Source organism: Amycolatopsis acididurans (genome assembly GCF_012328925.1).
GTDB lineage: Bacteria > Actinomycetota > Actinomycetes > Mycobacteriales > Pseudonocardiaceae > Amycolatopsis_E > Amycolatopsis_E acididurans.
In genome coordinates, this window is sequence record NZ_JAAXLS010000021.1 from 101,090 (window position 1) to 115,166 (window position 14,077).

Sequence of the window (14,077 nt, forward strand, 5' to 3'; positions counted from 1 at the left end):
GGCGATCAACTGCGCCGGGGCGTCTTCCGGCACGAGTGTGCGATCTGCCGGTAGAACGCGGGCCGGCCGTCCTCACCGAGCCACGGCTCGGCGGACGAGGCGGAAGAACGACGTGCCCCACGGGGCGAGTGAGACGGGGTCGACCAACGCGAGCCGGGTGTACGCGGCGCCGTGCAGCAGATGCGCGCGCAGTGCCACCGCGCCGCCGAAGTCGTGCGCCACAAACGGCCGGCCCGGCAAGTTCCCAGTGGCGCAGCAGGTCCGCGAAGATCCGGCCCTGACGGCAGCATCGAATCGCGCCCTACTCGAGAGCCGATGCGCCGGAACCGCCGGCGCGACTGGAGACCTTCTGCACCTCCGCTCGTTTCCTCTACGACGAGGACGCGTTCGAAGACGAGCCGCCTCGAGCCTTGCCGGGTCGGCGTAAGGGTCAGAGTCGTTCCTGGAGGGCTTCGGCCGCGGCCAGCAGATCGGCCGCCCAGCGGGCGCCGGGTTTGCGGCCGATGCGTTCCACCGGACCGGAAACCGAGACCGCCGCGACGACCGTTCCCGAGGAATCCCGTACCGGCGCGGAAACACTCGCTACGCCCGGCTCGCGTTCGGCGACGCTTTGTGCCCAGCCCCGGCGGCGAACCTCCAGCAAGGTGCGTTCCCCGAACACGGCGTCTGCCAGAACCGCCCGCTGCGTATGGGGATCCGCCCACGCGGCGAGTACCTTCGCGCCCGAACCGGCCGTCATCGGCAGTCGCGAACCGATCGGCACGGTGTCGCGCAGCCCGCTCACCGGCTCCGCCGTGGAGACGCACACCCGCTGCACACCGTCGCGCCGGTAGAGCTGGACGCTCTCGCCCGTGATGTCCCGGAGTTTGGGCAGAATCGAACCGGCGGCGTCCAGCAACGGATCGGCGGTGCCGCCGGCGAGTTCGGCGAGCGCGGTACCGGGGCGCCACCGCCCGTCCGGCCCGCGGCGCAGCAACCGGTGGACTTCCAGGCCCACCGCGAGCCGGTGCGCGGTGGCCCTGGGCAGGCCGGTGCGCGTGCACAGTTCGGCCAGTCCGCAAGGATCTTCGGCCACCGCCTGCAGCACGGCGACCGCCTTGTCGAGAACTCCAATACCGCTGTGCTGGTTTGAAGGGCTATGCTGTCCCACGACGCGATACTAGCTTCCCGAAGTATGGGAAGTCCACAATCTGGGAAACATCGAACTCGAGTCGCGGACAGTCGTGGCTCGACCCGCCGGACCGTGATCGAGTTCCTTTGCTCCCAAGCAACCTCGTGGGAGGAGCACAGATGACCGCGACACGGCCGCGCACACTGGCCGAGAAGGTGTGGGAGGCGCACACCGTGCGCCGTGGCGAAGGCGCCGAACCGGATCTGCTCTACATCGACCTGCACCTGGTGCACGAAGTCACCAGCCCGCAGGCGTTCGACGGACTGCGGCTGGCGGGCCGCCCCGTCCGCCGCCCGGACCTCACCATCGCCACCGAGGACCACAACGTGCCGACGGTGGACATCGAGCTGCCGATCGCCGACCCGGTGTCGCGCACCCAGGTCGACACCCTTCGCCGCAACTGCAAGGAGTTCGGCATCCGGCTGCACCCGATGGGCGACGCCGAGCAGGGCATCGTGCACGTCATCGGCCCGCAGCTGGGCCTGACACAGCCCGGGATGACCGTGGTGTGCGGCGACAGTCACACCTCCACCCACGGTGCGTTCGGCGCGATGGCGTTCGGCATCGGCACCTCCGAGGTGGAGCACGTGCTGGCCACCCAGACGCTTCCGCTGCGTCCGTTCAAGACGATGGCGATCAACGTCGACGGTCAGTTGCGGCCGGGCGTGACGGCGAAGGACATCATCCTCGCGGTGATCGCGAAAATCGGTACCGGCGGCGGCCAGGGTTATGTGCTCGAGTACCGCGGCAGCGCGATCGAGACGCTGTCGATGGAAGCCCGGATGACCGTCTGCAACATGTCGATCGAGGCGGGCGCCCGCGCCGGCATGATCGCTCCGGACGAGACGACTTTCGCCTACCTCAAGGGCCGTCCGCACGCGCCCAAGGGCGCCGACTGGGACGCCGCCGTGGAGAACTGGAAGTCGCTGCGCACGGACGAGGGCGCCGAGTTCGACGTCGAGGTGCACCTCGACGCCGACGAGCTGACCCCGTTCGTCACCTGGGGCACCAACCCGGGCCAGGGGCTGCCGCTGTCGGAGTCGGTGCCCGACCCCGCGCAGATCGTCGACGAGACCGCCCGTTTCGCCGCCGAGAAGGCCCTGTCCTATATGGACCTGCAGCCGGGCACCCCGCTGCGTGACATCCGGGTCGACACTGTCTTCCTCGGCTCGTGCACCAACGGCCGGATCGAGGATCTGCGCGCCGCCGCCGGGGTCCTGCAGGGCCGCAAGGTGGCCGACGGGGTGCGGATGCTCGTCGTGCCCGGCTCGATGCGCGTGCGCCAGGCCGCGGAGGCCGAGGGGCTGGACAAGGTGTTCGCGGACGCGGGCGCCGAGTGGCGGCAGGCGGGCTGCTCGATGTGCCTTGGCATGAACCCCGACCAGCTCAAGCCGGGCGAGCGCAGCGCGTCGACCTCCAACCGCAACTTCGAGGGCAGGCAGGGCAAGGGCGGGCGCACTCACCTCGTCTCCCCGCTCGTGGCGGCGGCGACGGCCGTGCGCGGCACGCTGTCCTCTCCCGACGACCTCAACTGAAGGAGCCGAAACCACCATGGAGCCGTTCAAGACTCACACCGGCGTCGGAGTGCCGCTGCGCCGGTCCAACGTGGACACTGACCAGATCATCCCGGCCGTCTACCTCAAGCGGGTCAGCCGCACCGGTTTCGAGGACGGCCTGTTCGCCGCCTGGCGCGGGGACGAGACGTTCATCCTCAACTCCGAGCCGTTCAAGGCGGGCAGCGTGCTGGTGGCGGGGCCGGACTTCGGCACCGGTTCCTCGCGCGAACACGCTGTCTGGGCATTGATGGACTACGGCTTCCGGGTCGTCATCTCGTCCCGCTTCGCCGACATCTTCCGTGGCAACTCCGGCAAGCAGGGTCTGGTCGCCGCCCAGTGCGAGCAGATGGATGTCGAGCAGCTGTGGAAGATCCTCGAGAACGACCCCGGCACGGAGGTCACGGTGGACCTCGAGGCGAAGACCGTGCGGGCCAAGGACTTCGTCGCGAGCTTCCAGATCGACGACTACACCCGCTGGCGGTTGCTCGAAGGGCTCGATGACATCGCTCTCACCCTGCGACACGCCGACGAGATCGCGAAGTTCGAGTCCGAGCGTCCCAACTGGAAGCCGGTGACCATCCCGCAAGCCTCTTCCTGACCGCAGATTCCCTGCTCAGAAAGGGAATCGCGGCAACACCACATCACGCCGAACGGCGCGCGGAAGCCCCGCAAGGGGTCGCTCGGAGGGCGGAAAGCACCCCCCGGCCACGAAAAAATTCCGCGCGCCGTTTGGAATTTCCGGGCAGTTGGTAATACCGTGTCCGCAAGTCGGCCGATGTGGCCGTGTGAGAAGTAGTTCTTCATGGAGGACTGGAATGGCCAACAAGGCCCAGCTGATCGAGGCGCTCTCCGAGCGTTTGGGCGACAAGAAGGTTGCGTCGGAGGCCGTCGACGGTCTCGTCGACATCATCATCCGTACGGTCAACAAGGGCGAGAAGGTGAACATCACCGGCTTCGGTGTGTTCGAGAAGCGCGCCCGCGCCGCCCGTACCGCGCGCAACCCGCGTACGGGTGAGACCGTGCGCGTGAAGAAGACCAACGTGCCTGCCTTCCGTGCGGGCACGACGTTCAAGGACGTCATCAGCGGCGCGAAGAAGCTGCCGAAGGCCACCGCGGTCAAGCGCGCCGCTTCCACGACGCGCAGCACCGGCACCACCACGCGCGCCGCGAGCACGCGTGCGACCGGTACCCGCGCCGCCGGCACCCGCGCGACCGCGACCCGCCCGACGGCCACCCGTAGCACCAGCACGCGCAGCACCACCACGCGCACGCGGGCCGCCGCCGCCACCAAGACCGCCGCGAAGCCCGCCGCTTCCAAGGCCACCACGGCCAAGAAGACGACGGCGACCAAGGCCGCCCCGAAGACCGCGGCCAAGGCCACGGCGAGCAAGACGACCGCGGCGAAGAAGACCACCACCCGCGCGAAGAAGAAGTAACCCCGTTCAACGAACGGTTTGGCCGGCAGGGCCCCCGCGAGCTACTCGTGGGGGCCCTGCCGCATTTCCAGGTACGCCGCAGCGCGCCCAGATCCCCGCTCTGGGCGCCGAAACCCGACCCCTGCCTCCTCGTGCCGTGCGGAACCCGTCACGGCCCCGTGCGCCACGAGGGCGTCCCGCACGGCAGTCACGCCGCGAAGGACCCGCGACTGAATTGGACTCGGGCTGACGGGCGCCGGAATTCCACTCCCAGTAAAACCGCGATCGTGAGTGTCGAACCGGCGGCGTTCGAATGGAGCCGGTCAATTGAGCGTGGGGCTCGGGTAAAGAGCGAATGACCTATTGGGCTCGCTTACCCGATCGCGTCGGAGCGGGATGCGGGAGTGCGCTCGAGTAGTAGTCCGCGGCCACCAGATGCGGACCCCCATTCGACTCGCCGGGACTGAATGACAGCACCCACACCGAGCCTTTCTTGCTCGGCGCGTTCCCGCCTTTCTCCGCAGGCAGCCGGACTCCGGCCTGTTCGGCCAATCCCGCCACCACATCGGGAATGACGCCACCCTGGCTGCAGACCACGGGCGTGCCCCCGGCGGCGACGATGGCGAGCAGCCGCGCCAGTCCGCGCGCCGGATCCCGCCAGTAGTCCTCCTCCGACAGCAACGGCTCGTGACGCGGATCGACACTGAGATCGTCCGCGATGCCCTGCACGGTCTGGACACAACGCAACCGCGGCACCGAGTACACCCGGTTCGCGCCGAACAGTGGCGCGAACGCACGGACGGCGTTCGCCTGCCGCTGGCCCGCGGGCGAAAGCGGGCGCAGATCGTCGTCTCCGTTCCATTCCTCGCGCTTGCCTGCCTTCGCATGGCGCACGAGCAGAAGGGTGCTCAGCGCGGCAGGCAGGCCCTCGAAAGCGTCCAGCACTTCGGCGTCGGCCGGATAGCTCAGCAGTTCCCGTGCCGCGGCGACGGGCAGCCAGCGCAGGTCGTCGACCTCACCGTTGTGCACGAACGAACCGGACACCGCCGCCGCGCTGTGGTACTCGACGACCTTGGGCCCGCCGGCGACCTGATAGCGCACCGTCTTCAGATGCCGCCCCAGCACCGCCCGGTACCCGGTCTCCTCGTGCAGTTCCCGCACCGCCGTGAACGGCAGCGTCTCGCCGGGATCGAGTTTTCCCTTCGGCAGCGACCAGTCGTCATACCGTGGCCGGTGCACCACCGCCACCTCGACGCCGTCGCCGCGATTCCGCCACAGCACGGCGCCGGCCGCGCGAACGATAGAACTCACCCAGTTGCCCCGTGCCGTTTCAACAGTTCCACCTGATGGTCGCGCACCTCGGACTCGTCCGAGGGCGAGGGCGACCATTCTCCCGAAGACGTGAGCACCCAGCAGCGGGTGGCCGGATCCAGCGCCGAGTCCAGCACCTCGTCCAGTTGCGCCGTCAGCTTCGGATCCTTCACGCACACCAGCGCCTCGATCCGCCGGTCGAGATTGCGGTGCATCATGTCCGCGCTGCCGATCCAGTGCGTGCCACCGGCCTGGAAGTGGAAGACGCGGGAGTGTTCGAGGAACCGCCCGAGGATCGAGCGGACATGGATGTTGTCGCTCAGGCCCGGCACTCTCGGTTTGAGCGCGCAGATACCGCGTACGACCACGTCCACCGGAACACCCTGCTGCGAGGCACGGTAGAGCGCGTCGATGACCTGCTCGTCCACCAGCGAGTTGACCTTGAGCCGGATCCCGGCCTGCTTGCCGGCCTGCGCGTGCTCGATCTCCTCACCGATCATGCGCAGGATGCCGCGCCGGATCCCGTTGGGGGAGGTGAGGATGTTGCGGTAGGTCTCCTGGCGCGAGTAGCCGGTGAGGACGTTGAACAGATCCGTCAGGTCCGCCCCGATCGCCGGATCGGCGGTGAGCAGACCGAGATCCTCGTACAGCCGCGCCGTCTTCGGGTTGTAGTTGCCGGTGCCCAGGTGGCAGTAGCGGCGGATGGTCGAGCCTTCCTGCCGCACCACCATGGAAACCTTGCAGTGCGTCTTGAGGCCCACGAGCCCGTACACCACGTGCACGCCCGCCCGCTCCAGCGTGCGCGCCCACGTGATGTTGGCTTCCTCGTCGAAGCGTGCCTTGATCTCCACCAGCGCCACGACCTGCTTACCCGCCTCGGCCGCGTCGATGAGCGCGTTCACGATCGGCGAGTCACCCGAGGTGCGATACAGCGTCTGCTTGATCGCGAGCACCTTGTCGTCGTTCGCGGCCTGCTCGATGAAACGTTGCACGCTCGTGGAGAACGAGTCGTACGGGTGGTGCACCAGCACGTCGTTCTCGCGCAGCATGGCGAACACGCTCTTCGGCGTCTCGCGCTCACCGAAGGCCGGATGCGTCGCCGGGACGAAAGGGCGGTCCTTGAGTTCCTTCCTGTCCAAACCGGACAGCTGGAACAGGCAGGTCAGATCCAGCAGGCCGGGCACCTCGACCACGTCGTGCGGATCGACGTCGAGTTCGCGCAGCAACAGTTCGAGCATGTGCTCGCTCATGTCCTGCGCGACCTCCAGCCGCACCGGCGGGCCGAACCGCCGCTGCGCGAGCTCGCGCTCCAGCGCCTGCAGCAGATCCTCGTCCCGGTCCTCCTCGACCTCGAAGTCGGCGTTGCGGGTGACCCGGAAGATGTGGTGCTCGGTGACCTCCATGCCGGTGAACAGCTCGCCCAGATGCGAGGCGATGAGTTCCTCCAGCGGCAGGAACGTCGCGACGCGGCTGCCCCGTTGCTGTTCCACGCGAATGAGCCGCGGCACGTTGTTCGGCACCTTGACGCGCGCGAAACGTTCGGTGCCCTCCTCGGGATCGCGCACGGTGACCGCGAGGTTGAGCGAGAGCCCCGAGATATAAGGGAACGGGTGCGCCGGGTCGACGGCGAGCGGGGTGAGCACCGGGAAGATCTGCTCGCTGAAGTAGTTCGACAGCCGGAGCTGGTCGTGGGTGTCGAGATCGGCCCACGTGACGATCCGGACGTCGTGCTCGGCCAGTTCGGGCCGCACGTGATCTTCGAAGGCGAGCGTGTGGCGTTCGACGAGGTCCTGGTTGCGCTTGGCGATGTAGGCCAGTTGCTCGCGCGGCGTGAGCCCGTCCGCACTGCGTACCGGCAGCCCGGTCTCGTCCCTTCGCTTCAACCCGGCGACCCGGACCATGTAGAACTCATCCAAATTGGACGCGAAGATGGCGAGGAACTTCGCGCGTTCGAGCAGTGGCTGCGACGCGTCCTCGGCCAGTGCCAGCACGCGGGCGTTGAAGTCCTGCCAGGACAGCTCGCGGTTGAAGTAGCGGTCGTCGGGCAGCGACTCGGGCGCGGCGACCGGGGTGGGGGCGGTGACCGCCGGCGGCGCCGAGGGCACGGCCCGGAAGCGTGGCCCCGTGCCGGCGCCGTTGCCCGGCGACCGGTCTGTCGCGTCCGTTATGTCCCGTGGAAAGGTCTCGTCGCTGCTCACACCAGCATTGTTCCTTACTTCGGCGCGAAATGCTGTTACGCCTGTTGCCGCGTTCAGCACCCCGCCGCCCGTCCGCAGGACGGTGCGGAGAAGTTGGCCGAGCGGACCGGTGACGTTCATGCTACGCACCCTTGAAACAGCAGCGCCGCGGTCCGCTCACCGAGACCGAGCCGCCGCGCGTGCGCGAGATCGGCGGGGGTGTCCACGTCACGGCGCAGTGTCGGTGCGGCCAGCCGCAGCGGCGCGGCACCGGAATCGCGGTGCGCATCGGCCGATCGCGGGCCGAACCGGGGATCGAGTGCGCCGCCGGGCGCGGACAACAGCAACGTGGTGCCGGTGCCCTCCCAGTCCGAGGCGAACGCCCGGTCGTCGCCGGCTTCCGCCAGTGCCGCGGCGAATTCGTCGGTGCGCAGTGCCGGCAGGTCCGCCTGCAGCGCGCCGATCACCGAGCCGGCGTCCTCGGCGCGCAGGAGTCGTTCCCCGTGCCGCAGCGCCGCGTTGAGATCCGGGGCCCCGTCGTCGCCGACCACGTCCGCGCCCAGTCCGGCGAGTCCGGCCACCGCCGCGGGGTCGCTCGCGACCACGAGCACCCGGCGCACCACCGGCACGGCCGCGGCGAGGGTGTCCGCGGCGAGCGCGAGGACCAGCGCCGGGTGGACACGATCGGCCACCGCTCCGCGCAGCCGGGACTTGCCGGTGTGGGGCGGCTTCAGCGGGACGATCAGATCGACCGGTGGCACGCCCCCATCTTTCCTGATCGCGCCCCCTAGGATCAGCGGGAGGCAACGGAGACCACAGGAGGATGCCTTGGCCGATCGTGAGAAGGGCGGGTTCTGGGTCGGAGCCGCCGCCGCTCTGTTCTATCCCGTCAGCTGGATCGGCAAGCGGGTCTACGAAAGCGGCGAGCGCATTCCGCGGGAAGGGGGTGCGCTGCTGGTGATGAACCACGTCTCGCACATGGACCCGGCCGTGGACGCGGTTTTCGTGCACCGCAACAAGCGGGTGCCCCGGTTCCTCGGCAAGGCCAGCCTCGCGACCACGCCGATCTTCGGCAAGATCTTCCTTGGCGCGGGCAGCATCCCGGTCTACCGGGGTTCCAGCAGCGCCGGGGACAGCCTGCGCGACGCGCATCAGGCGCTGCGCGACGGCAAGATCGTCGTGATCTATCCCGAAGGCACGATCACGCGCGATCCGCAGGGCTGGCCCAAGCGTTCCTACACCGGCGCGGCGCGGCTCGCGCTGAGCAACGACGTGCCGGTGATCCCGATCGCGCGCTGGGGTACCAACCACATCCTGGACCTCTACAACAAGAAGGTGCGGCTGTTCCCGCGGACCAGGGTGACGCACAGGGTGGGGGAGCCGATCGACCTGTCGGTCTACCGTGACAAGGACCAGACCGCGGCGGTACTGCGCGAGGTGACGGATCTGATGATGACGCGGGTCACCGGGCTGCTTTCCGAGATCCGGGGCGAAGAGCCGCCCGCGAAGAAGCCGGAGCCGGCGGACGGCGAGTGATGGACGTCCAGCGCATCACCGTGCTCGGGGCGGGTTCGTGGGGCACCGCCTTCGCCAAGGTCCTCGCCGACGCGGGCCGCGACGTGACCGTGTGGGCCCGCCGTGCCGAGGTCGCCGGAGAGATCCGGGACGGGCACAGCAACAGCGGTTACCTGCCCGGTGTGACACTGCCGGAGAATCTGTCCGCGACGGCCGATGCGGCCGAGGCACTCTCCGGCGCGCACGCGGTCGTGCTCGCGGTGCCGAGCCAGAGCCTGCGCGCGAACCTGTCCGGCTGGCGCGCACTGCTGCCCGAAGACGCGATTCTCGTCAGTCTGGCCAAGGGCGTGGAACTGGGCACGCTCAAGCGGATGAGCGAAGTGGTCTCCGAGGTCGGCGGGCGGCCGCAGGAGGAGATCGTCGTGGTGTCCGGGCCGAACCTCGCCAGGGAGATCGCGGCCGAACAGCCCGCGGCCGCGGTGCTCGCGTGCGCCGACCACGAGCGCGCGGTCGCCGTGCAGCGGGCGAGTTCCAATCCCTACTTCCGGCCCTACACCAATACCGATGTCGTGGGCTGCGAACTCGGCGGCGCGTGCAAGAACGTCATCGCGCTGTCGTGCGGAATGGCCGCCGGGATGGGCTACGGCGCCAACACGATGGCCACGTTGATCACCCGGGGCCTGGCGGAAATGGCGCGCCTCGGCGTCAAGCTCGGCGCGGACCCGCTCACCTTCGCCGGACTGGCCGGGGTCGGCGATCTCGTCGCGACCTGTTCGTCTCCGCTGTCGCGGAACCGGACCTTCGGCGAGCGGCTCGGCCGCGGGGAGACGGTGGCCGAGGCGCAGCGGGCGGCGGGCGGCCAGGTGGCCGAGGGCGTGATGTCGTGCACATCGATCCGGGCGCTCGCGCAGAGCCACGGCGTGGACATGCCGCTGACCGACGCGATGCATCGCGTGTGTCACGAGGGTGGCGACCCGCGCCGCATCGGCGCCGAGCTGCTGGGCCGCCAGCAGAAGCACGAGTGGTCCTGAGCCCATTCACTGGGATCCGGTTGACTTGACCTGCGCTCGCCTGGTTCGCTTGGCGCCATGTTCACGCGTGGCATCCCGGAACGGCGAGGCGAGTTCAGCCTGCGCCGGATCGCCAGCGTGTCGTGTCCTCGCTGTTGTCGGTAGTCGATCTACCCCAGCCGACGACCCTTTTCCTTTTCTTTCCCGAGGACACCTATATCCATGTTCGCCGTTCCGGACAACACCATCGCTCTTGCCGAAAAGCCGGTCCTGCGCCACCCGGTGCGCGTCGCACTCGAATACGCCGCCGACCGCGACCGCTGGCGCGACCTGCTCCGCTACGACCCCGACCAGCGGTTCTTCACACTCATCACCCGTGCCGACGAGCAGGAGATCTGGCTGATGGGCTGGCTTCCCGGCCAGCACACCGACCTGCACGACCACGCCCATTCCACGGGCGCGTTCACCGTCGTGAGCGGCAGCCTCACCGAGACCGTGGCGCGCCGTGCGCCCGACGGCCGCGCCGTCACCGAACTGCACGCGCTGACCGCCGGCCAGTCCCGCGTTTTCGGCCCCGGCTACGTGCACCAGGTTCGCAACGAGGGACCGGATCCGGCGATCAGCATCCACGTCTACCGCTCGGGTGGCCGCGCGATGCGGCCGTATCACCTCGACCCGGTCACCGGCCCGGTGCGCGACTGACGTGCGCGGGCAACGGTGACCCGATGGGCACGTAGCTCGCGGGCACCGGAGCGCCGAAGGTGGTCTGGACCGGTACCACGCCGGCCCAGATGTGGTCGGAGTGCTCGTCCTCCGGCTCCTCGCCGGGCTCGCCGGCGCGGATCTTGACCGACGCTTCGCCGAGGTCGAGGGACAGCACCGCGACGGCGGCGAGTTCCTTGTCGTTGACCGCGCGCGCGTGCTCCCAGGAACCCGGGGCGAGGTGTTCGGTGACGACCTTCAGCCCGTGCATCTTCTCCGCCGCCGACGTGGTGAGCTTCGCCGTCCCGTGCACGACGGCGCAGCGGTAGTTCATCGAGTGGTTGTTGAGCGAGCGCGCGTAGACGATTCCGTCGAGCAGCGTCACCGTCACGCACACGTCGATGCCCTCGGCCGCCGCGCGCAGGTTGCCCGAACCCGTGGAGCCGTGGAAATAAAGAGTGTCGCCATCGCGGCCGTATCCGGTAGGGAGGACGACAGGGGAGCCGTTCAGGACGAGCCCGAGGTGGCAGATCAGTGCCGCGTCGAGCACGTCGTACAGCGCCTGCCGGTCGGTCGCCGCACGGTTCTTCTTGCGGGTGAGCGTGCTGCGGGGCGTGGGCGAGAGCGTTGTCATGCGTTCAGCGTGCCGCACGCAGTGGACCTGTAGAATGGCCACTATTGAACCATTTCGGCAGTCCACTTTTGTGAGGTTTCCGTGGCGCACTCCGGTACGGCGTTGCCCGTCACGCTCGATCGCGAGTCGTCCATCCCGCTCGCGGTGCAGCTCGCGGACGCCCTGCGCGAGTCCGCGGCCACCGGGCACCTTCGTGGTGGCGACCGGTTGCCCTCCACCCGCGCACTCGCCGAACGCCTCGGCGTGAGCCGCACGGTCACCTCGGCGGCGTACGAGCAACTGCATGCCGAGGGCTGGATCGCGGGCAGGCACGGTTCCGGCACCTACGTCACCACCTCGCCGCCCAGCGACCGGCCCATCCACCGCACGGTGCCGGGCGAGGCGGCCGAACCCGTCGACATTCTCGATCTCACCCCCGGCGTGCCGTGGGCCGCCGGTCTGGACCGTGCCGCCTGGAGACGCGCGTGGCGGGCCGCCGCCGACGCGCCGCCACAGTCGCGGGCGCAGCGGGCGGGACTGCCGGAATACCGGGCCGCCATCGCCGAGCATCTGCTGCGTCACCGGGGCCTTCTCGTCGGCACGGGTTCGGTGCTGGCCACCGGCGGCACCACCGCGGCCGTGGTCGAACTGGCCGGTGCGGTGTTCTCGCCCGGCGACGTCGTCGCGGTCGAGGAACCGGGATATCAGCGGGCGGTGCAGGCGCTGCTGGCGGCGGGCGTGCGCGTGGTGGGTGTGCCGGTGGACAGCGAGGGGTTGCGGCCCGACGCGGTGCCGGCCGGTGCCCGCGCCGTCTACTGCTCGCCCGCGCACCAGTACCCGATGGGCGGCCGGATGAGCGCGGCCCGCCGGGTCGAGCTGGTGGAACGGGCGCGCGCCGAGGGCATGCTCGTCATCGAAGACGACTACGACGGTGAGCTGCGCTTCGACGTCGCGCCGCTGCCGTTGCTGGCCGCGCTGGCCGCCGACGTCGTGGTGCATCTGGGCACCACGAGCAAGATCCTCACCCCCACGCTGGGTGCGGGCTGGATGGTCGCGCCGCCCGCCGTCGCCTCGGCCGTGCTCGCCTACCGCGACCGCACCGGCACCCGCCCCTCACCCGCGGGCCAGCGGGTGCTGGTCGAACTGGCCCGGCACGGCGACCTCGGTCGGCACATACGCAAACTGCGCCGTGAGCTGTCCGAACGGCGGGCGCTGCTGGTCAGCGCCCTGGAGGCGGGGAATGTGCCCGTGCTCGGCGACGACGCGGGCGCGCACCTGCTCGTGCCGCTGCGTTCCGCGGCCGACGAACGTGCCCGGCGTGCGGCCGCCGAGCACCGCGGCATCCTGCTGGACGGGTTGGCCAGGCACTTCGCCGGCACGCCGAGCGAGTTCGGGGTGGCCATCGGGTACGCGGGCTGTTCCAGGGAGGCGTTGCGTGACGCGCTCGATACGCTGGTCGGATTACTGCGCTGACGGTGAAGCCGCAAGCGCCCGGTAGGGTGACGCCTCATGAGCAGCTCGCGCAAGATTCGGGTGGCCGTCGTGTTCGGTGGCCGGAGCACCGAGCACACGATTTCCTGCGTGTCGGCAGGCAGCGTGCTGGCGAATCTCGATCCGGAACGGTTCGAAATCGTGCCGATCGGGATCACTCGCGAAGGCGGCTGGGTGCTGGGCACCTCGGATCCGGCGGCGCTGGAGATCCGCGGCCGCGAGCTGCCGTCGGTGAGCGAGGGCAAGGCGCTCGTGCTCGCCGGTGACCCGACGCGACACGAGCTGGTGAGCATCGACGCGGGCACCGAGGCGCTCGGCGGCGTCGATGTCGTTTTCCCCGTGCTGCACGGCGCCTTCGGTGAGGACGGCACGATCCAGGGGCTGCTCGAACTCGCCGAGATCCCCTATGTCGGTGCCGGCGTGCTCGCCAGCGCCGCCGCGATGGACAAGGAGTACGCGAAGAAACTCCTTGCCGCGGAGGGACTTCCGGTCGGCACGTACGTCGCGCTGCGCCGTGGACAGTCCACTTTGGAGCAGGGTGATCGCGACCGGCTCGGGCTGCCGGTGTTCGTCAAGCCCTCCCGTGCCGGGTCCTCCATCGGCATCACCAAGGTGACCGACTGGGACCAGCTCGACGACGCGATCGCCCTGGCCCGGCAGACCGATCCGAAGGTGCTGATCGAGGCCGCGGTCGTCGGCCGCGAGATCGAATGCGGCGTGCTGGAGTTTCCCGACGGCCGCGTCGAGGCCTCGCTGCCCGCCGAGATCCGGGTGCTGGCCGAGGACGCCTGGTACGACTTCGAGACCAAGTACCTCGGCGAGGACGCCGAACTCGACATCCCGGCGAAACTGGACGACGCGATCACCGAGCGCCTGCGTGGCCTGGCGGTGAAGGCCTTCCAGGCGCTGGACTGCCAGGGCCTCGCGCGCGTCGACTTCTTCGTGGGGGCCGACGGCGAGCTGACCATCAACGAGGTCAACACGATGCCCGGATTCACCACGACGTCGGCGTACCCGAAGATGTGGGCGGTCACCGGCGTGGACTACCGCACCCTGCTGAGCACCCTGGTAGACACCGCCCTAACCCGAGGCGTAGGCCTCCGCTAACCCAACCAC

13 protein-coding genes and 1 pseudogene are annotated in these 14,077 nt (G+C 69.5%); 8 read left to right on the top strand and 6 right to left on the bottom strand.

The window, feature by feature from the left end; translation table 11 throughout:
* Positions 1-32: 32 nt before the first annotated feature.
* Positions 33-280, bottom strand: a pseudogene (locus tag HFP15_RS25800) (alpha/beta fold hydrolase); the annotation flags it as partial.
* A 150-nt stretch (positions 281-430) separates the two neighbouring features.
* Positions 431-1,150, bottom strand: a complete 720-nt coding sequence (locus tag HFP15_RS25805; protein ID WP_168519335.1) for an IclR family transcriptional regulator — start codon at positions 1,148-1,150, stop codon at positions 431-433.
* Between the two features lie 140 nt (positions 1,151-1,290).
* Between HFP15_RS25805 and leuC the strand changes: the two genes are divergently transcribed.
* From leuC to HFP15_RS25820, 3 genes are all read left to right on the top strand, one after another.
* Positions 1,291-2,706 (top strand): 3-isopropylmalate dehydratase large subunit, encoded by a 1,416-nt coding sequence (gene leuC / locus HFP15_RS25810; protein WP_168519336.1) that lies wholly within the window; start codon positions 1,291-1,293, stop codon positions 2,704-2,706.
* Between the two features lie 16 nt (positions 2,707-2,722).
* Complete coding sequence (gene leuD / locus HFP15_RS25815; RefSeq protein ID WP_168519337.1) at positions 2,723-3,325, top strand: 3-isopropylmalate dehydratase small subunit; 603 nt, start codon at positions 2,723-2,725, stop codon at positions 3,323-3,325.
* Between the two features lie 217 nt (positions 3,326-3,542).
* A complete protein-coding gene (locus HFP15_RS25820) occupies positions 3,543-4,163 on the top strand; it encodes an HU family DNA-binding protein (RefSeq protein WP_168519338.1) in 621 nt (206 codons plus the stop codon).
* Positions 4,164-4,502: 339 nt separating this feature from the next.
* Here the strand turns inward: HFP15_RS25820 and HFP15_RS25825 are convergent, their stop codons facing one another.
* The 3 genes from HFP15_RS25825 to cofC all read right to left on the bottom strand — a co-directional run bounded on the left by HFP15_RS25825 (position 4,503) and on the right by cofC (position 8,391).
* Positions 4,503-5,453: an NUDIX hydrolase gene (locus tag HFP15_RS25825; RefSeq protein WP_168519339.1), complete on the bottom strand. Its 951-nt coding sequence runs from the start codon at positions 5,451-5,453 to the stop codon at positions 4,503-4,505.
* Positions 5,450-7,651, bottom strand: coding sequence for an RNA degradosome polyphosphate kinase (locus HFP15_RS25830; protein ID WP_376768893.1), 2,202 nt, complete (start codon positions 7,649-7,651; stop codon positions 5,450-5,452). The genes HFP15_RS25825 and HFP15_RS25830 overlap by 4 nt, the downstream gene beginning before the upstream one ends.
* A gap of 116 nt (positions 7,652-7,767) precedes the next feature.
* A complete protein-coding gene (cofC, locus tag HFP15_RS25835; protein ID WP_168519340.1) occupies positions 7,768-8,391 on the bottom strand; it encodes a 2-phospho-L-lactate guanylyltransferase in 624 nt (207 codons plus the stop codon).
* Positions 8,392-8,458: 67 nt separating this feature from the next.
* Between cofC and HFP15_RS25840 the strand changes: the two genes are divergently transcribed.
* From HFP15_RS25840 to HFP15_RS25850, 3 genes are all read left to right on the top strand, one after another.
* On the top strand, positions 8,459-9,166 hold the full coding sequence (locus HFP15_RS25840; protein ID WP_168519341.1) for a lysophospholipid acyltransferase family protein: 708 nt from the start codon (positions 8,459-8,461) through the stop codon (positions 9,164-9,166).
* Positions 9,166-10,176 carry an NAD(P)H-dependent glycerol-3-phosphate dehydrogenase gene (locus HFP15_RS25845; protein WP_168519342.1) on the top strand — a complete coding sequence of 337 codons (1,011 nt, stop codon included), beginning with the start codon at positions 9,166-9,168 and terminating at the stop codon, positions 10,174-10,176. Before HFP15_RS25840 ends, HFP15_RS25845 begins: the two co-directional genes overlap by 1 nt.
* 201 nt (positions 10,177-10,377) lie before the next feature.
* On the top strand, positions 10,378-10,857 hold the full coding sequence (locus HFP15_RS25850; RefSeq protein WP_168519343.1) for a cysteine dioxygenase: 480 nt from the start codon (positions 10,378-10,380) through the stop codon (positions 10,855-10,857).
* Here HFP15_RS25850 and HFP15_RS25855 read toward each other — a convergent pair.
* Positions 10,835-11,491: a pyridoxamine 5'-phosphate oxidase family protein gene (locus HFP15_RS25855; protein ID WP_168519344.1), complete on the bottom strand. Its 657-nt coding sequence runs from the start codon at positions 11,489-11,491 to the stop codon at positions 10,835-10,837. The genes HFP15_RS25850 and HFP15_RS25855 overlap by 23 nt on opposite strands.
* Before the next feature lie 81 nt (positions 11,492-11,572).
* On the opposite strand from HFP15_RS25855, the gene pdxR reads away from it, so the two are divergent.
* Both pdxR and HFP15_RS25865 read left to right on the top strand, forming a co-directional pair.
* Positions 11,573-12,943 carry a MocR-like pyridoxine biosynthesis transcription factor PdxR gene (gene pdxR, locus HFP15_RS25860; protein ID WP_168519345.1) on the top strand — a complete coding sequence of 457 codons (1,371 nt, stop codon included), beginning with the start codon at positions 11,573-11,575 and terminating at the stop codon, positions 12,941-12,943.
* 36 nt (positions 12,944-12,979) lie between these two features.
* Positions 12,980-14,068, top strand: a complete 1,089-nt coding sequence (locus HFP15_RS25865; protein ID WP_168519346.1) for a D-alanine--D-alanine ligase family protein — start codon at positions 12,980-12,982, stop codon at positions 14,066-14,068.
* The last annotated feature ends 9 nt before the right edge of the window (positions 14,069-14,077 follow it).

What these genes read in the sequence shown, in the direction of transcription:
- leuC (WP_168519336.1), top strand. Translation starts at nt 1,291, where the DNA reads ATGACCGCGACACGGCCGCGCACACTGGCCGAGAAGGTGTGGGAGGCG.
- leuD (WP_168519337.1), top strand. Translation starts at nt 2,723, where the DNA reads ATGGAGCCGTTCAAGACTCACACCGGCGTCGGAGTGCCGCTGCGCCGG.
- HFP15_RS25820 (WP_168519338.1), top strand. Translation starts at nt 3,543, where the DNA reads ATGGCCAACAAGGCCCAGCTGATCGAGGCGCTCTCCGAGCGTTTGGGC.
- HFP15_RS25845 (WP_168519342.1), top strand. Translation starts at nt 9,166, where the DNA reads ATGGACGTCCAGCGCATCACCGTGCTCGGGGCGGGTTCGTGGGGCACC.
- HFP15_RS25850 (WP_168519343.1), top strand. Translation starts at nt 10,378, where the DNA reads ATGTTCGCCGTTCCGGACAACACCATCGCTCTTGCCGAAAAGCCGGTC.
- HFP15_RS25855 (WP_168519344.1), bottom strand. Translation starts at nt 11,491, where the DNA reads ATGACAACGCTCTCGCCCACGCCCCGCAGCACGCTCACCCGCAAGAAG.
- HFP15_RS25865 (WP_168519346.1), top strand. Translation starts at nt 12,980, where the DNA reads ATGAGCAGCTCGCGCAAGATTCGGGTGGCCGTCGTGTTCGGTGGCCGG.